The sequence below is a fragment of the Acinetobacter bouvetii DSM 14964 = CIP 107468 genome, from assembly GCF_000368865.1.
GTDB lineage: Bacteria > Pseudomonadota > Gammaproteobacteria > Pseudomonadales > Moraxellaceae > Acinetobacter > Acinetobacter bouvetii.
Map to the genome: position 1 here is coordinate 565,322 of NZ_KB849726.1, position 16,792 is coordinate 582,113.

Sequence of the window (16,792 nt, forward strand, 5' to 3'; positions counted from 1 at the left end):
AGCATGTTTATCAGTTTTGAAGGCACCGAAGGGGTTGGCAAAACCACGCTCATCCGTAAAATTTATGATCATTTTCTCAGTCAAGGCAAAGAAGTGGTGCTGACCCGTGAACCGGGCGGCACGCCGATGGCGGAACAAATCCGTTCCCTGCTGCTGTCTGTGAATCATGAAGAGCAGATGAGTCATGATACTGAGCTGCTGCTGATGTATGCCGCCCGCGCGCAGCATTTGCAACAAGTGATTCTGCCTGCGCTGCAGGCGGACAAAATTGTACTCTGTGACCGTTTTACGGATGCCAGCTTTGCTTATCAATGCGCAGGGCGCGGCCTGAGCGAGGCGAAGCTGCAAGTGCTGAATGACAGCTTTGTCAGCCGGATGCCTGATTGCACGTTTTGGCTGGATGCGCCAATTGAGCTGGGCATGGACCGTGCCCGCGCACGCGGCGCACTAGACCGTTTTGAGCAAGAGAAAGTGGCCTTCTTTGAAAAAGTAAGAGCGGGATATGAGACTTTATCCCAACGTCAGCCGGAACGGATCAAGCGCCTTGATGCATCGCAGCTGCCGGATCAGGTTTTTGCTCAAGCGCTGTCCTATCTTTAGTTTTTATTGACGATGCTTTTAATTGCATAAAAGTCAAAAAAAGTCATAGCTTTAAACTTCAAGTTGATTTAAAAATCATGCATAGCGAAAGTTATGGATGATTTTTTTATGGATGATTTTGATGCGAAGTACAAAACAAGAAATTATTGATTTTTTAAAGCGCGAATTTGCAGCCAGTTTAGTAAATTGTGACATAGAAGAGGTCGGGGAAAAAAGCGCTTCACTGGTCTGGCGTGTAGGTGAAAAAGACTTGCGGCCCGGCAACACAATTTCAGGTCCAACCATGATGACCTTGGCCGACTTTGCCATGTATGTCGCCATCTTAGGGGAAATAGGGATTGTCGGTTTAGCAGTGACCACCAATATGAATATTAACTTCTTGCGCAAGCCGTCTGCAGGTCAAAATTTACGGGGCATCTGCAAACTGATGAAAGTAGGAAAGGCGCTGATTGTGGCCGAAGTTTGGGTTTATTCGATTGATCAAATGAATGACCCGGTAGCGCATGTGACAGGGACTTATTCTGTTCCGCCAATGAAGATCATAAATCAAGAAGTTTTATTGAACAGTACGGCGAATGTGGAATGAGCTGATCCTTGAACGGTGCTGCATTTCATCTGATTTAAATGTGTACTGTTTCTGGGTTTGAGGAAAGGATTGATAGGCGATTTGCACGAAAACGGTTCTTGTCGCAAATTGCTGATTCAGCTGAGTAAGTAAAAAAATATAATAAAGCTAAGATGCAGAGGGGGGATACTACATGGATGCAATTGATCACGAAGTTATCCGTTTATTTAAAGCGCATGTACATCCGTTGTCGAATAAGCTCTGTGAGATGCTGAATGAGCATTATTCACATCAAAGCGAACGCCGCGGCTGCGGCTATACACAGGCTACCCGCGTACTTGCGGAGTATGTCAATACGCCGCGCCGAGCGGCGGATTTTTCTGATCTTAAGCTGTTTGACACATCAGGCGCTAAAAAAATTAGAAAAATTATAGATATAGGCAGTATTTATGGGCTAGAGCTGAATGATTGGCATAATTTGGATCAGCAGGCGGGAGTGCAGCAGTTTTTCGCCTCTTGTACAGAATCAGATTATAAGCAAACCCTTGCATCTGAATGCGCGCGCTTAACGTCACTGCGTCACTTAGGCAGTGAAGCCGTATTAGAAGAAAGCAAACTGATTTGTCATTTGCTGGAAGATGTTTTGCTGCCAAAGACCGCACAGCAAACAGGCTTTGTCGAACTGCGCAATTTGACAGAAAAGCCGAAAGTCGGTTCTTGCCCCATGGCGGAAGATTTCTTTTTGAAAATCGCGCACCGTTATCTGCTGCGTCAAGGCGAAATCAATATATTTGTCGATGATGATCATCAGCCGCTGCTGATGGAAAAAATGAATATGGGAGATAACCATTCCTGTATAAGCCTGCAGCCCCTCATTATGAATGGCATTCGCTTGCCTGCAGGATCCTTATTTTCTGCAGAGTATGACATTGGCCGCATCGAGCAGAAACGCCCGAACAAAGAGTTTAAAGGGCAGATCATGCATCATTCCGCCATTAACGGTTTTTGGTTTCTGCGTTTAACAACACTGGCTGTTTCACCTGAAAACCGCAAGCGCGCATTCAGCACGCACTTTGAACAGCAAGTCAGCAACGGCCTGTACAGTCCTGGAACAACAGAATTGCAGCAGTTAGTGAATGTAGCGCTTTCCCAGTTAGGTTAATCAGAATGCTCGATGTCTGTTATTCACCGCATTATTTTGCGCATACGCATACCAACAGTATGGAAAAATTGAAGCTTGTTGCCGACGCTTTGCATATTTGGGGCAATATTCAATTTCATGAGCCTGAAATTTTGGATATTGAGATTTTGAAGCAGCTGCATGAGCCTTCATATGTTGATGCTTTTTATACAGGATTGCCTGAAAAAAAAGCGACTTTTTCAGGCTTTAAACAGTGGAATCAGCAGTTGCGTGATGCAGTGCTGAGAATTAATGCAGGCCAGCTTCTGGCGGCCAAGCTGGCATGGCAAAAGGGTATTGCAGCCAACATTGCACAAGGCTTTCATCATGCGCAATATGAATATGGCGGCGGCTATTGCACTTTTAATGGTTTGGCGCTGATCGCGCAGCAGTTTCCCGAGAAGAAAATTTTTGTACTGGATTGCGATCAGCATGGCGGTGACGGCACGGCAGAATTCAGCCTGCGTTTAGAAAATCTATTCAATTTCAGCATTTATGGTTTAGCCCATGGCTGTCCAGTCTATCCGCGCTCATTTACACGGCACATTCATAAAGATCATGGCTGCTTTTCGCAATATACCTTGGCTGTTCATGAAGGCTTTCAGCAGGCGCAGGCTTGGGGGGCAGATTTAATTATTTATCAGGCGGGGATGGATTGCCATCAGGCTGATCAGTTCGGTTCGTCCTGGTTTACCGCAGAGCTGATTCAAAAGCGCGAAGAAACCGTGTTTAAATTGGCGAAAAGAAGCGGAATTCCAATCATGTTTGTACTTGCTGGCGGTTATCAAAAACTAGAAAATTTAGTTCCGCTGCATCTATATACGTTTAAGGCAGCCATTGATGCTTATGCAGCACGGAAATCCTCCGCTTAAAAGCGAAACAGCCGAATGAAGGGCATTCGGCTGCTGAATATAAAAAGCAATGATGCTGCTGGATTATGCGGACAGATCTTCTGAATTCACCAGCGGGCGCTGCACTTGAAAATCTGGAGGGGTCAGCACGGTTTTACGCAGCTCTGGCCCCAGTTCAGGATAGTCCAAAGTGTAATGCAGGCCGCGTGATTCTTTACGCTCCATTGCACAGCGCACAATCATTTCAGAGACCAGCACCAAGTTGCGCAGTTCAATTAAGTTTTTGCTGACTTGATAATCTTGATAGTACTCAGTAATTTCGCGTTTCAGCATCTCAATGCGGTGCAGGGCGCGCTGCAGGCGTTTCGTAGTGCGCACAATGCCGACATAGTTCCACATCGTTTGGCGCAGTTCATCCCAGTTTTGCAGAATGACGACATCTTCATCAGGATTCATTACCTGCGAATCATCCCAAGCCGGCACTTGCGGTGAGGAGTACTTGTTTTGCAAGCCTGCTTTAATGTGATCAGCCGCTGCCATGCCATAAACAAAACATTCTAAAAGTGAGTTGCTGGCCATGCGGTTGGCGCCGTGCAGCCCTGTATAAGAGGTTTCGCCTATGGCATATAAACCGGCAATATCCGTTTGGCTGTATTCATCCACCACCACGCCGCCGCAGGTGTAATGCGCAGCCGGCACAACAGGAATCATTTCTTTAGTAATGTCGATGCCCAGTTCCAGCAGGCGTTCATACAGTGTTGGGAAGTGCTCTCTGACAAAGCTTTCAGGCTTGTGCGTAATGTCCAGCCAGACATGGCGGATACCTAAGCGCTTGATTTCATAGTCGATTGCGCGCGCAACAATATCGCGCGGCGCAAGTTCAGCGCGCTCATCAAAACGCAGCATAAAGCGTTCGCCGTCTGGCAGGCGCAAATAAGCGCCTTCACCGCGCATGGCTTCGGTAATTAAAAACGAGCGCGCTTGCGGATGATACAGGCAGGTTGGGTGGAATTGGTTGAATTCCATATTCGCCACACGGCAGCCGGCGCGGTAAGCCATGGCAATGCCGTCACCTGTGGCAATGTCCGGATTAGAGGTATAAAGGTAGGCTTTCATTGCGCCGCCGCAGGCCAATGCAGTAAATGGCGCGAGGAAGGTATGCACTTTTTCGTTTTTTTCATCCAGCGCATAGAGGCCTAAGGCGCGGTTTTCACCGCCAAGATTGAGCTTTTGCGAAGTAATCAGATCAATGGCAATATAATTTTCAAAAATGCTGATGTTGGATTTTTCTTGGGCGCGCTGTACCAGCGTTGTGGAAATTGCGCGTCCAGTCGCATCGGCAGCATGAATAATGCGGCGCTGAGAATGTCCGCCTTCACGCGTGAGATGAAGCTGTTCCTGTTCATCCAGAGTGAATTGCACGCCATGTTCCAGCAGGAAGTCGACAGAAGGTTTGCCGCCTTCAACCGTTTGCTTAACGGCATCCAGTTCACACAGGTGTGCGCCGGCAATCATGGTGTCATCAATATGCTGCTGAAGCGAATCAGTTTTATCTAAAACCGCAGCTACACCGCCTTGCGCAAAATATGTGCTTGCATCCGTGAGCGTTGATTTGGCTAAAACAGCAATGTTGAAATGATCGGGCAGTGATAAGGCTAAACTGAGTCCCGCACCGCCGCTTCCCACAATGATCACATCAAAATGACGTGTTGTTTCTAAATTAGGCATATCCATCAGCTAATTTGAAAAAAAAGTTCGGTAATGACAACGCTTTTTTGAGCAAAAGGCAAGAGCAAAAATGCTCCAGCTTGATGAATAAAATTAATAATGCTGTAAATTTTAAGGAATGATTAAGCTGCTGTTTATAAGAATGTATTCAAACATATTGTAACGATTAAGCTTCATGCTTTATGTTAAAACCAATCATATTTCAAAACATCAATAATTTGAGTGAATGCTTAAGATGAGAAATCAAACGATGCAAAAAGGATTATATGCTGCAGTATTTACTGCCGCTGCTGTTCAGGCGCATGCTGCAGCGCCGGTGGATTTTTCCAATCTTGTCGAGCAGGTCAGTCCTGCGGTCGTAAGCGTTAATGTGGTGAAAAAGCTGAGCCAGGAAGAGCTTTTGCAGCAGCAAGTGCCAGAGATTTTAAAACGCTTTTTTGGCAATCAAGTGATTATTCCGCAGCAGCAGGTGCCGCAGGAAAAAACAGCTTATGGCAGCGCCTTTTTTATCAGTAAAGACGGTTATTTGCTGACAAATCACCATGTGGTCGAAGATGCGACCAAAGTGACGATTGTATTGAATGACCGCCGTGAAATTGACGCCAAGGTCGTCGGCAGTGATGAACGCACCGATGTCGCTTTATTAAAAGTTACAGGTTCAGGTTTTCCCGAATTGCGCACAGGGAATGTTGGCCAGCTGAAAGTGGGGGAGCCTGTATTGGCGATCGGCTCGCCTTTTGGTTTTGATTATTCAGCATCTGCCGGCATTGTCAGCGCAAAAATGCGCAATATGATGGGTGAAACTTCAGTGCCGTTTATCCAGACCGATGTGGCACTGAACCCTGGAAACTCGGGCGGGCCATTATTTAATCAGCGCGGTGAAGTGGTTGGCGTCAATTCACGGATCTTCAGCGGGACTGGCGGCTATATGGGCTTGTCATTCTCCATTCCGATTGATGTTGCGATGGATGTTGCGGATCAGCTGAAAAAGCATGGCAAAGTGACACGTGCTTATTTGGGGGTGAGTTTGCAGGATATTGACCGCAACTTGGCGGAGTCTTATAAATTGGCAAAGCCGGAAGGTTCTTTGATTACGCAAGTTGCGCCAAGTTCTCCAGCGGCTAAAGCCGGGTTTAAATCCGGCGATGTTATTTTGAAATTCAATGGCACGCCAATCTCGCGGACCTCAGAGTTGCTGAACTATTTAAACCGCGCCGTGCCCAATCAGAGTATTCAATTGGAAGTGCTGCGTGATGACAGCCGCCGCAATATTTCTGCAACTTTAGACACCGCGCCGGATGATACTCCAGCAAAAGCGGATGCTGAACAGCAGCAAAGCAAGGGGCCAATTTTAGGGGTCAGCATACGTGACTTGAATGCCGCTGAACTTAAACAGCTGGATACTAAAGGCGGCGTGCTGATTCAGGATGTGCGCCGTGGCGGCATTGCTTCTCAAGCGCGCATTCTGCCAGGGGATGTCGTTACTCAAATCAATAATAAGGCAATCGGCAATACCAAAGATTTTATAGCTGCAGTCTCGGATTTGAAAAAAAATACCGTTGCGCGAGTGACAATTATCCGTGAAGGGCAGCGCGCAATAGTGGGTATGCGTATCGAATAATCCTGTGTATTCAAGGAAAATATAAAACCGTTCTGCATGAGCGGTTTTTTTATTTTTTGCAATTTACTGCAGGCCGATTTGCCGTAGACTGTGGGGCCAAAGATGAGCCAGCAAAGCAGGGAAAAATGAGCACAATTTTTGATATGAAAATTACAGTGCAGCCAGAACATATCGATGTGCTGGGGCATGTGAATAATGTTGTATATATGAGCTGGATGCAGGATGTCGCGACAGCGCATATTGAAGCGCTGGGGTTGGGCCTAAAACAATACCTGGAACTGAAACATGCCATGGTGGCGGTGGAGCATCATGTGCAGTACCGCAAAGCAGCCATGGAAAGCGATGAAATTATTTTGCGCACATGGCTGAACGATATAAATGCCTTGTATTCATACCGTCAGTATGTGTTCTATCGGCCAAAAGATAAAGCAATCCTGTTTGCCGGCAATACGCAGTGGGCTTGCGTGGAAATAGCCACGGGCCGTCCTAAGCGCATGTCACCTACTTTTACGCAAGCGTATCAGCCTCTTTCTAATACAGAAAATCCGATGGATTTCAGCGTTTATGATGCGTAAATGAAGTTTGGTTTTTTCGCTTTGAAGTTGTAATGCTTTGAACGCAGGCGCTTAAAGCGCAAAAGGAGTTCATTATTATGGATACATTGAAAAAACCATCTGCTATAATCTTTCGCAATTTCTTTTCAGCTTTTGCTGTGCATTTTAAATTGTGTGCATAGCGCGTTTTTTTTCAAGGTAACTCATGGCGCAAGCTAAAAAATCTGTTGATATTAAAAACATTCGTAACTTTTCGATTATTGCGCATATCGATCATGGCAAATCGACTCTTGCTGACCGCTTTATTCAAATGTGCGGCGGTTTACAGGACCGTGAAATGCAGGCGCAAGTTCTGGACTCTATGGAGTTAGAGCGTGAGCGCGGCATTACCATTAAAGCCGCATCAGTTACCTTGTATTATACGCATCCCAATGGTCAGGAATATCAGCTAAACTTTATTGATACTCCGGGGCATGTGGACTTCTCTTATGAAGTATCGCGTTCTTTGGCTGCCTGTGAAGGCGCTTTATTGGTTGTTGATGCTGCGCAAGGTGTAGAAGCGCAATCGGTTGCCAACTGCTATACCGCTATTGAACAGAACTTGGAAGTTCTGCCGGTGCTGAATAAAATTGATTTGCCGCAAGCGGAACCAGAGCGCGTCATTCACGAAATTGAAGAAATTATCGGGATTGAAGCAACGCATGCGCCAACATGTTCAGCTAAAACTGGATTAGGTGTTGAAGGTGTATTGGAAACACTGGTTGATGTCATTCCCGCACCGCAAGGCGACCGTGAAGCGCCGCTGCAAGCATTAATTATTGATTCATGGTTTGATAACTATCTTGGCGTTGTGTCTTTGGTTCGTATCAAAGAAGGCCGTGTGCGTAAAGGCGACAAGATGCTGGTTAAGTCAACCGGTCAAACGCACATCATTACGTCAGTCGGTGTGTTTAATCCTAAGCATACTGAAACAGGCCTGCTTGAAGCAGGCGAAGTAGGCTTTGTCATTGCAGGCATCAAAGATATTTTTGGTGCGCCAGTCGGTGATACCATCACGCTTGCAACGACACCGGATGTTCCGACTTTACCTGGTTTCAAAAAGGTTAAACCGCAGGTATACGCAGGCCTGTTCCCAATTGATGCCAGCGATTTTGAACCGTTCCGTGAAGCATTACATAAATTGCAAATTAATGACTCGGCTTTGTTCTTTGAACCGGAAAGCTCAGATGCTCTAGGTTTTGGTTTCCGCTGCGGCTTCTTGGGCATGCTGCACATGGAAATTGTGCAAGAGCGTTTAGAGCGCGAGTATGATTTAGATCTGATCAGTTCTGCGCCGACGGTTATTTATGAAGCGCTGATGAAAAATGGTGAAACCAAATACATCGACAGCCCATCAAAAATGCCGGATGGTTCAACAGTTGAAGACCTGCGTGAACCGATTGCAGAATGCCATATTCTTGTGCCGCAAGAGTACTTGGGCAACGTGATGACTTTATGTATTGAGCGTCGCGGTGTGCAAAAAGACATGAAATTCCTGGGCAACCAAGTATCGATTACGTTTGAAATTCCAATGGCGGAAGTGGTCATGGACTTCTTTGATAAGCTGAAATCCTGTTCACGCGGTTTTGCATCATTGGATTATAACTTTGTGCGTTTTGAATCTTCATCTTTGGTTAAGGTAGATGTGTTAATTAATGGCGATAAAGTGGATGCTTTAGCCATGATTTGTCACCGTAATGATGCCCGCCACCGCGGTATTGCCTTGGTTGAAAAAATGAAGGATCTGATTCCCCGTCAGATGTTTGATGTGGCGATTCAGGCAGCCATTGGCGCGCAGATTATTGCCCGTTCAACGGTTAAGGCAATGCGTAAAAACGTATTGGCTAAATGTTATGGCGGCGACGTTTCACGTAAGAAGAAACTTTTGTCTAAGCAAAAAGAAGGCAAGAAACGCATGAAGCAAGTGGGCAGTGTTGAAATCCCGCAAGAAGCGTTCCTTGCTGTATTGAAAGTAGAAAGATAATAACTCGAGGTCATTACGCTCATGGATTTTGATTTTAATTTAATCCTTGTACCTGTCACACTGGTTTTCTTTATTGTGTGGCTGCTGGATAAGCTGGTTTGGAAACAGCGGCAGACTAAAGGCAAGGGTAATGAAAATGTCATTATTACTTGGGCGTATGACTTCTGGCCAGTGCTTGCGGTTGTTCTCATTCTGCGTTCTTTTTTATATGAGCCTTTTAATATTCCATCAGATTCTATGGTGCCTACTTTAGAAACGGGTGATTTTATTTTGGTGAATAAATTTGAATACGGTATCCGCTTGCCCATCGTCAACAAAAAAATTATAGATGTCAGTGAGCCGGAGCGCGGCGATGTCATTGTATTCCGTTATCCGCCGCAGCCAAGCATCAGCTATATCAAACGTGTGGTTGGCTTACCAGGCGATCATATTGTTTATGATCATGGCCAATTGATCATTAATGGCCAGAAAGTTGCCAAAGTGCCGGTAGAGTTTAGCCGGGCAAAAGATGTGCAGGATACGCCAACCTCGATTTATCATAAAGAAACTTTGGGTAAGCATACTTTTACCATGCGTGAGCTTGAGGGGGTAAATATTGCCCGTCAGGCGCCATTTATCAATTATGTCGATAATGGTAAATATTCGAATGAAAATGGTTTATATTGGGAAGTGAAAGTTCCAGAAGGTCATTACTTCGCGATGGGGGATAACCGCGATCAAAGTGCTGACAGCCGTTTCTGGGGTTTTGTACCTGAAGAAAATCTAACAGGCCGTGCATTCTATAAGTGGATGCATAAAGAGCCTGGATTTAAATTGCCGTCATTTAGCCGTAACGGTAAAATTGATTAATGCATCATTAGGAAAATAAAAATGCGATATCAGAAAGGGGCTTCGTATATTGCTATATTAATTGCAATTATTGGTTTTGCTTTTATGGTCAAAATTGCAATCGCGGTCTGGGGGCCGTATTTGGATGATCATCTGATTGACCAGCAGATTGAAGCGCAATTAAAAGATGGTCCGAAAAATTTAAGCCCAGCTAGGTTTGCAGAAGAAGTGGATAAACGTTTACTGATGAATAATATCCGTGATTTAGGATTTCAGGATGTTGCTCAGATGACTAATGTCGACGGTATCCAAGTGAAAAAAGATTATGAAATAAGAAAACCATTCTTATTGAATATAGATATTGTGTTGAAGTTCGAGAAAAGTTTTGATCAAAGCTCAGTCCAAGCTAAATGATGCACGTTTAGCCAGTCGTATCGGTTATCAGTTTAAACAGCCAGAGTTGCTGCAGCTGGCCTTGACCCACCGATCGGTGAGCCATAAAACCAATTATGAACGCCTGGAGTTTTTAGGCGATTCATTATTAGGGATGATTATTGCCAATTATCTCTATCATGCTTATCCGCATGAAAATGAGGGCCGTTTGACGCGTATGCGTGCTACGCTGGTGCGTCAAGAGGCCTTAGGAAAAATTGCCAATGACTTAAAGTTAAGCCAAAACTTAATTTTAAGTACAGGTGAGCTGAAATCTGGCGGTCATCATCGTGAGTCTATACTCGCTGATACCGTGGAGTCGATCATTGGCGCCATTTATGTGGATTGCCAGGATTTGAAAATTCTGGAAGCCATTGTTTTAAAATGGTATGTGCCATATTTAGACATCATTGAACCGTCAGATCAGCTTAAAGATCCGAAATCCCGTTTACAGGAATATCTGCAGGCGCGCAAAAAACCGTTGCCGGTTTATGAGGTTGTTGATATTCAAGGTGATGCGCCGAATCAACATTTCAAAGTGGAATGTATTGTAGATGGCTTGCCTGTTAAATATGGTGAAGGATCAAGCCGCCGTTTTGCTGAACAGGCTGTAGCGGCAGATATTTTAGAAATTTTGGAGAAAAAGTCTTAATGACTACTCATTCCGATCACATCGATGCTGATCACGAGCCGCAAGACAGCGGCAATGATTTAATTAATCAATTCTTCAGTTCACAAGGTACGACCATTCCTTCTGACTATAAGAGCGGTTTTGTTGCCATTGTGGGCCGTCCAAACGTTGGCAAATCAACGTTAATGAACCATATTTTGGGGCAGAAACTTTCTATTACCTCACGTAAGCCACAAACGACACGTCATAAAATTGTCGGTATTGACTCGCGTGAAAAGTCTCAAGCGGTATTTGTTGATACGCCGGGGATGCATAAGAAAGAAGTACGCGCCATCAACAAAATGATGAACCGCGCAGCGCATTCGGCTTTGCGTGATGTGAATCTGATTTTATTTGTACTTGATGCAGATAAGTGGACGCAAAACGATGAATTGGTTTTGGAAAAACTGAAGAATGCGGAAATGCCGGTAATTCTGGTGATCAATAAAATTGATACGCTTGAAAATAAAAACCATGCCTTGCCGTTGATTCAAGAGCGCGCAAAACTCATGAATTTTGCTGAAATTGTTCCAGTGTCAGCGCTTCGCGGCGCGAACTTGGATCATTTGCGCAATACCATTGAAAACTATTTGCCATTCCAGCCGCCGCTGTATTCACTGGAGCAATTGACAGACCGTTCAGAGCGGTTCTTAGCCTCTGAAGTGATCCGTGAAAAAATCATGCGCCAATTGGGTGAAGAGCTGCCTTATGATTTAACAGTTCAAATTGAATCGTTTAAAACAGAAGAAGCGACAATTAATGAAAAAACGGGCCGTCCAAAAGCAGCCTGTACTTACATTGATGCCACAATTTTCGTTGACCGTCCGGGTCAAAAGGCCATCGTGATTGGCGAAAAGGGCGCGAAACTGAAAAAAATCGGTATGGATGCCCGTGTCGACATGGAAAAAATGTTTGAACAGAAAATCATGCTGACGCTTTGGGTGAAAGTCAAAGGCGGCTGGTCTGATGATGAACGCGCTTTAAAAAGCTTGGGCTATAGCGATATCTAATTGCTAGACAATGAAACTTTGAGGGAAGAGTAATGATAAAAGTGTTAGCGGTTGCAGTATGTGTTGTTTTTCTGCAAGGATGCATTACTAAAATCGTTACTGTTCCTGTCAAAGTTGCTTATAAAACCACCAAAGGTGTCGTGAAAGGTACTGCCGCAGTGGTTGGCGCAGTCATTCCTGATGGGGATGATGAAGATCAAGATGAAACTAAAAAGAACAATAAGGATTAATACTTTCAATCATGCGCAATGAAGTTTTGCATGGTTATCTGATCCATCACCGCAAATACCGTGAAAGAAGCCATATTGTGCATTTATTTACACAGGAGCATGGCCGGGTTGACGGAATTTTAAGACAAACCCCGCCGCCGCAATATCAGCCGATTTGCCTGCAAGCATCGGGGAAGTCTGAACTTAAAAATTTTACCAAGCTGGAAATAGTCAATCAGCCGGTTTTCTTTTTTGGCGATGCTTTTTTTTCAGGCTTTTATCTGAATGAAATTTTATTGCGCCTCTGCCCTTTAGAGGTGGAAATGCCGCAGGCTTATGCGCAATATGCTGAAACTTTAGCGCAGCTGCAGCACTTGGCTGCTCAAGATTTTCCGAATGAATTTTTAAAGCAAATTTTACGCAAATTTGAGCATGAATTGCTGGAGGAGCTGGGCTATTCGCTCGATTTTTCAACTGATGCTAATCAGCAGGACATAACTGAGGATCAGCAATATTTATTTCAGCTGAATGATGGCTTTATACCGACGGCACAGGCATCCCGCACTGCATTGAGCGGTCAGCAGATCCTGTCCATGTGCAGCTATGAAAAAGGTAGGGATTTTAATCCAGAACAGTTACAATTATTGTCCAAGCTGTACCGGCAGATGATCAGTTCGCTGCTGGGCGACAGGCCCTTAAAAAGCCGCCAGTTGTGGATACAGAATTCTCAAACACAATCGTAATTTAGGAAAATATGATGGCTGCATTATTAGGTGTAAATATTGACCATGTGGCGACATTGCGGCAAGCTCGTGGCACCGCTTACCCTGATCCTGTAAAGGCGGCTCAGATTTGCGAACAGGCGGGTGCTGAAGGCATTACCTTGCATTTGCGTGAAGACCGCCGCCATATTCAAGATGATGATGTGCGCCGCATGCGCCCTGTCTTAAAAACGCATATGAATTTAGAGATGGCGGTTACCGACGAAATGGTGGCATTTGCCAAAGAAATTCAGCCGCATCACGTATGCTTTGTGCCTGAAAAACGCCAGGAAGTCACCACTGAAGGTGGTTTAGATGTGCTTGGGCATTTTGAGGATGTCAAAAAAGCGACTCAAGAATTAGCGGCGATCGGCTGTGAAGTATCTTTGTTTATTGATGCGGATTTTGCGCAAATTGATGCTGCGGTTGCTTGCGGTGCGCCAACGATTGAATTGCATACAGGCGCTTATGCGGACGCTGAAACAGCAGAGGCGCAGCAGCATGAATTGCAGCGCATTATTCAAGGCGCTGAATATGCAGCATCTAAAGGTTTAATTGTGAATGCAGGGCATGGTTTGAATCTTGAAAACGTCACGCCAATCGCCAAAATTCCGCAAATTCATGAGTTGAATATTGGTCATTCGATCATTGCGGATGCGGTATTTGTTGGGCTTGAACAAGCGGTACAGCAAATGAAAGCTGCCATTCAAGCAGCGCGTTAATTTTATTAGTTTAGAAATATGTCAAAAATCGATTACGAAGAGCTGATGAAACCAGTCATTGGTTTCTTAGGCTGTGAAACACCTCAGGCTTGGCTGGATGAAGCTGTAGAGAATTTAGATATTCTGATGCAGGATCATGCCAACTGTGAGAAAAAAGCAGCCAGCACGGCGATGAACCTGATGTTCCGCTACAGTTTTTTTTCTGACTTGCAGATCAAGCTTGCACAGCTGGTGCGGGAAGAAATGCTGCATTATGAGCAAGTGCTTGAGTTTATGGCGAAGCGCGGACAGGAGTGGACTGCAATCAGTGCAGGCCGCTATGCGGGCGGGCTGCGTAAAGAAGTGCGGACTTATGAGCCGGAAGCCTTGATTGATATTCTTGTGATTGGCGCGTTTGTTGAGGCGCGTTCGTGTGAGCGTTTCTATGCGCTTGCGCCGCGGGTGGATGATGAGCTGGGAAGATATTACCGCTATCTGCTGAAGTCTGAATCACGCCATTATGAGGACTATTTGGCCTTGGCAATGGATGTGGCAACAACCTCTAAACTGAAGAATCCTAAAGAGGATATTCAGATGCGTATTGCGCATATCCGTGAAATAGAAAAAGCATTGATTAGCAGTCCAGATGAGTTATTCCGTTTTCACAGCGGCGTTCCTGCAAAAGCTGTTTAATTTGCAATTCTGAAAAATCCTCCATTTATGGGGGATTTTTTACGGATAGCATTATTGCAAATAAGAATTATTTACAATTTATCTCTGGGATTTTAAACTATGGCAATTTTGAAAATCTCGGACAGATATGAATTTTTTAAAATCCGCCGGTTTAATATGTAGCACTTTCATTTGTAAAAATTGAATTAAAAGATACAGACTGGGCAAATACTCAAACACTGAGCAGTTATAGCTTGGAAAATAAGGCAGATGGCACCTATCGCATTCGCGGTGAAAAGACAGGCAGCATGAGCAGCTTTGCACAGGTGAATAGAGATTGGAAAACTTTAATTGCCGGACAGCCGGCTGCTGATCAAGCAATTAGTCCGAATATAGTTTACCGGTCACAATTGGCAAAAAAACAAAAAATTAAAACAGTGCAAATACAAGAAATTATTGAAACTTTTGTATCACGCCGATCTATTTCAAAAATAGCAGCAGGGCCTCTGCACAACGGTTTTGATGTACAGTTTATTACGCATCCAAATGCAATTCAGGTTAATCAGCCTATTCAGTTTAAAGTATTGAATAATCAAAAGGGTATTAAAGGTTTTAATGCTGAAATTTTAGTGCAGACTACGGACTACAGCCGTGATACTAAGGTTCTAAAAACAGTGACCTCTGATGAGCAAGGTGTTTTGAACTTTTCTTTGGCTGAAAAAGGCAATATTTGCTGAAAATAGATTATCAGCAGCCATTTGAGCATAAAGGCGATGCGCTAAAGCGATATAAATATACTTTAAGTTTTAATGTCACAGCAAAGTGACCGAAGGATATCAAATGGCAAGCATTAAGCGCTTGCCATTCTATCATTTGGAATTATTTGGAGAAGAATAAAGCCAGTCCAATTAAAAGCGGCATACCAGTTTTAATCAGAAATTCCTTATTCATGCCGCCATAGAATTGCAAGGCAAAGCCAGCCAGCATTAAGAAGCCGACAAGATAAATCAGGCGGAAATAACTGTCGGAATAAATATAAACCACGCTTGCAATCGACATGAGCAGGCAGCTGATCACCAAATAATGCAAGTCCCAAATATACGTACTTAAGGTAAAAAAGATTAAGCTGAGTATACCCAGTGCAAGCACTTGCGTGCTTTCAAAGCCGCGGTAATGCAGAAACATAATGCCCGCAATGATCGGCAAAAGAAGCAGTAAAAATTTATAATATTTTGAATGATGGCTTTGAAAAAAATAGGACGTTTGGGTATGCAGGATGGGGTGAGTTGCAGTGCTTAAACGAATCCATTTGGATTGGTATTCTTGGGGTATGGAGGCAACGGCAATAAAGCTGACATCCTGAACAGGCGTGCTGATCAGGTACTCTGCAGTGTAGCCCTTAGCATAGTAATACCATGATTTTCCTGAAGAGCCGCCTATGGTTTGATATTCGGTCTGATCTTTGGTGGATGCGTTTAAATAGACATGCTCTTGCGGGTAAGCGCTATTTAAAGGGCAAATCGTTTGATGGCTGCCCAAATGACATACAGCTAAAACATAAATTTCTGCATCCTTACGTGTATTTTGAATCCCTGCAAAATCCAAATGCATAAAGAGCTGACCAAAATCATTCTGTACCCGCATAATCGGAGATTCCCAATGCGGCAATGCTTTGAATTGAGCCAAAATATCACCTTGATCATCTATTTGCAGTGCGTCGCCTGAGAAAACACTGGCTGGAATCATTAACTGCTGTGAATCTGGAATTTCTTCATTGTTGGATTGATCAAATAGTTCGGGTGCATGCGCAATTTGCTTTTCAAGTTTGGACTTGGGTGCGCAGGTGTACAGGAATAGGCAGCAGGGCAGCACAACAATTAGCAGTGCATAAGCAATGGCTTTAAGGCGCAGAAAGTCTTTGGATTTTGCTTTAAGCGGTAGAATATACATTTCTAATTTTCTAGAATTATTATTAAGTTAGCACATTATAATTATTTTTATGCATAAAAAAAGCCCAAGTCATGATGCTTGGGCTTTTAGAATTTGGCTCTCCAACCTGGGCTCGAACCAGGGACCTGCGGATTAACAGTCCGTCGCTCTACCGACTGAGCTATTGGAGAATCTGGAAGGGATTTTATGCACAGCAGGCAGTTCGGTCAAGCCTAAAACTGATAAAACCGCTCCAAAATGAACTGAATGCACTAAATCTAAGCAGTTTGAGGCATCAGTTTGTCTGCGCATAAAAAAAGCCCAAGTCATGATGCTTGGGCTTTTTAGAATCTTGGCTCTTCCACCTGGGCTCGAACCAGGGACCTGCGGATTAACAGTCCGTCGCTCTACCGACTGAGCTATGGAAGAATAGATGGCTCTCCAACCTGGGCTCGAAC

Annotated in this window: 18 protein-coding genes and 2 tRNA genes; 16 read left to right on the top strand and 4 right to left on the bottom strand. The window is 44.4% G+C overall.

All coding sequences use genetic code 11. The features are described from left to right. Positions 1–3 precede the first annotated feature (3 nt). From tmk to F941_RS05530, 4 genes are all read left to right on the top strand, one after another. A complete protein-coding gene (tmk, locus tag F941_RS05515) occupies positions 4–600 on the top strand; it encodes a dTMP kinase (RefSeq protein WP_005008744.1) in 597 nt (198 codons plus the stop codon). A 121-nt stretch (positions 601–721) separates the two neighbouring features. Beyond that, the gene (locus tag F941_RS05520) at positions 722–1,186 is read left to right on the top strand and encodes a PaaI family thioesterase (protein WP_005008747.1); all 465 of its coding nucleotides are present in this window, start codon (positions 722–724) and stop codon (positions 1,184–1,186) included. Positions 1,187–1,358: 172 nt separating this feature from the next. After that, positions 1,359–2,327 (top strand): hypothetical protein, encoded by a 969-nt coding sequence (locus tag F941_RS05525; protein WP_005008749.1) that lies wholly within the window; start codon positions 1,359–1,361, stop codon positions 2,325–2,327. 5 nt (positions 2,328–2,332) lie between these two features. Beyond that, positions 2,333–3,217, top strand: coding sequence for an arginase family protein (locus F941_RS05530; RefSeq protein ID WP_005008752.1), 885 nt, complete (start codon positions 2,333–2,335; stop codon positions 3,215–3,217). A 63-nt stretch (positions 3,218–3,280) separates the two neighbouring features. Here F941_RS05530 and nadB read toward each other — a convergent pair whose 3' ends face one another. After that, positions 3,281–4,930 (bottom strand): L-aspartate oxidase, encoded by a 1,650-nt coding sequence (gene nadB / locus F941_RS05535; protein ID WP_005008754.1) that lies wholly within the window; start codon positions 4,928–4,930, stop codon positions 3,281–3,283. Between the two features lie 229 nt (positions 4,931–5,159). Here nadB and F941_RS05540 point away from each other — a divergent pair, with 229 nt between their 5' ends. From F941_RS05540 to F941_RS05595, 12 genes are all read left to right on the top strand, one after another. Then, positions 5,160–6,545: a Do family serine endopeptidase gene (locus tag F941_RS05540; RefSeq protein WP_026253320.1), complete on the top strand. Its 1,386-nt coding sequence runs from the start codon at positions 5,160–5,162 to the stop codon at positions 6,543–6,545. 125 nt (positions 6,546–6,670) lie between these two features. Next, positions 6,671–7,120, top strand: coding sequence for an acyl-CoA thioesterase (locus F941_RS05545; protein ID WP_005008759.1), 450 nt, complete (start codon positions 6,671–6,673; stop codon positions 7,118–7,120). Positions 7,121–7,304: 184 nt separating this feature from the next. Continuing rightward, positions 7,305–9,122, top strand: a complete 1,818-nt coding sequence (lepA, locus tag F941_RS05550; RefSeq protein WP_005008760.1) for a translation elongation factor 4 — start codon at positions 7,305–7,307, stop codon at positions 9,120–9,122. A 21-nt stretch (positions 9,123–9,143) separates the two neighbouring features. Further along, positions 9,144–9,971, top strand: a complete 828-nt coding sequence (gene lepB, locus F941_RS05555) for a signal peptidase I (protein WP_005008763.1) — start codon at positions 9,144–9,146, stop codon at positions 9,969–9,971. Positions 9,972–9,992: 21 nt separating this feature from the next. Further along, entirely contained in the window at positions 9,993–10,364 is a 372-nt protein-coding gene (locus tag F941_RS05560) for a DUF4845 domain-containing protein (protein ID WP_005008765.1), read from the top strand. Beyond that, the gene (rnc, locus tag F941_RS05565) at positions 10,336–11,034 is read left to right on the top strand and encodes a ribonuclease III (protein WP_005008767.1); all 699 of its coding nucleotides are present in this window, start codon (positions 10,336–10,338) and stop codon (positions 11,032–11,034) included. Before F941_RS05560 ends, rnc begins: the two co-directional genes overlap by 29 nt. Next, positions 11,034–12,062 carry a GTPase Era gene (gene era, locus F941_RS05570; RefSeq protein ID WP_005008769.1) on the top strand — a complete coding sequence of 343 codons (1,029 nt, stop codon included), beginning with the start codon at positions 11,034–11,036 and terminating at the stop codon, positions 12,060–12,062. The genes rnc and era overlap by 1 nt, the downstream gene beginning before the upstream one ends. Before the next feature lie 32 nt (positions 12,063–12,094). Next, complete coding sequence (locus tag F941_RS05575) at positions 12,095–12,292, top strand: NF038104 family lipoprotein (protein WP_005008770.1); 198 nt, start codon at positions 12,095–12,097, stop codon at positions 12,290–12,292. An 8-nt stretch (positions 12,293–12,300) separates the two neighbouring features. Then, a complete protein-coding gene (gene recO / locus F941_RS05580) occupies positions 12,301–13,014 on the top strand; it encodes a DNA repair protein RecO (RefSeq protein WP_026253321.1) in 714 nt (237 codons plus the stop codon). A gap of 14 nt (positions 13,015–13,028) precedes the next feature. Beyond that, positions 13,029–13,754: a pyridoxine 5'-phosphate synthase gene (pdxJ, locus tag F941_RS05585; protein WP_005008773.1), complete on the top strand. Its 726-nt coding sequence runs from the start codon at positions 13,029–13,031 to the stop codon at positions 13,752–13,754. A gap of 18 nt (positions 13,755–13,772) precedes the next feature. Continuing rightward, positions 13,773–14,426 (top strand): MiaE family protein, encoded by a 654-nt coding sequence (gene miaE / locus F941_RS05590; RefSeq protein ID WP_005008775.1) that lies wholly within the window; start codon positions 13,773–13,775, stop codon positions 14,424–14,426. Between the two features lie 218 nt (positions 14,427–14,644). Beyond that, complete coding sequence (locus tag F941_RS05595; RefSeq protein WP_081400534.1) at positions 14,645–15,142, top strand: DUF4198 domain-containing protein; 498 nt, start codon at positions 14,645–14,647, stop codon at positions 15,140–15,142. 142 nt (positions 15,143–15,284) lie between these two features. Here F941_RS05595 and F941_RS05600 read toward each other — a convergent pair whose 3' ends face one another. The 3 genes from F941_RS05600 to F941_RS05610 all read right to left on the bottom strand — a co-directional run bounded on the left by F941_RS05600 (position 15,285) and on the right by F941_RS05610 (position 16,763). Further along, entirely contained in the window at positions 15,285–16,355 is a 1,071-nt protein-coding gene (locus F941_RS05600; RefSeq protein WP_005008777.1) for a hypothetical protein, read from the bottom strand. Between the two features lie 94 nt (positions 16,356–16,449). Further along, positions 16,450–16,525 (bottom strand) — tRNA-Asn (locus F941_RS05605). A gap of 162 nt (positions 16,526–16,687) precedes the next feature. Beyond that, positions 16,688–16,763, bottom strand: a tRNA-Asn gene (locus F941_RS05610). Between the last annotated feature and the right edge of the window lie 29 nt (positions 16,764–16,792).

Bases quoted from the DNA above. Each gene is read 5' to 3' on its own strand.
- tmk (WP_005008744.1), top strand. From the start codon at position 4: ATGTTTATCAGTTTTGAAGGCACCGAAGGGGTTGGCAAAACCACGCTC.
- F941_RS05520 (WP_005008747.1), top strand. From the start codon at position 722: ATGCGAAGTACAAAACAAGAAATTATTGATTTTTTAAAGCGCGAATTT.
- F941_RS05525 (WP_005008749.1), top strand. From the start codon at position 1,359: ATGGATGCAATTGATCACGAAGTTATCCGTTTATTTAAAGCGCATGTA.
- F941_RS05530 (WP_005008752.1), top strand. From the start codon at position 2,333: ATGCTCGATGTCTGTTATTCACCGCATTATTTTGCGCATACGCATACC.
- nadB (WP_005008754.1), bottom strand. From the start codon at position 4,930: ATGGATATGCCTAATTTAGAAACAACACGTCATTTTGATGTGATCATT.
- F941_RS05540 (WP_026253320.1), top strand. From the start codon at position 5,160: ATGAGAAATCAAACGATGCAAAAAGGATTATATGCTGCAGTATTTACT.
- F941_RS05545 (WP_005008759.1), top strand. From the start codon at position 6,671: ATGAGCACAATTTTTGATATGAAAATTACAGTGCAGCCAGAACATATC.
- lepA (WP_005008760.1), top strand. From the start codon at position 7,305: ATGGCGCAAGCTAAAAAATCTGTTGATATTAAAAACATTCGTAACTTT.
- lepB (WP_005008763.1), top strand. From the start codon at position 9,144: ATGGATTTTGATTTTAATTTAATCCTTGTACCTGTCACACTGGTTTTC.
- F941_RS05560 (WP_005008765.1), top strand. From the start codon at position 9,993: ATGCGATATCAGAAAGGGGCTTCGTATATTGCTATATTAATTGCAATT.
- era (WP_005008769.1), top strand. From the start codon at position 11,034: ATGACTACTCATTCCGATCACATCGATGCTGATCACGAGCCGCAAGAC.
- F941_RS05575 (WP_005008770.1), top strand. From the start codon at position 12,095: ATGATAAAAGTGTTAGCGGTTGCAGTATGTGTTGTTTTTCTGCAAGGA.
- pdxJ (WP_005008773.1), top strand. From the start codon at position 13,029: ATGGCTGCATTATTAGGTGTAAATATTGACCATGTGGCGACATTGCGG.
- miaE (WP_005008775.1), top strand. From the start codon at position 13,773: ATGTCAAAAATCGATTACGAAGAGCTGATGAAACCAGTCATTGGTTTC.
- F941_RS05600 (WP_005008777.1), bottom strand. From the start codon at position 16,355: ATGTATATTCTACCGCTTAAAGCAAAATCCAAAGACTTTCTGCGCCTT.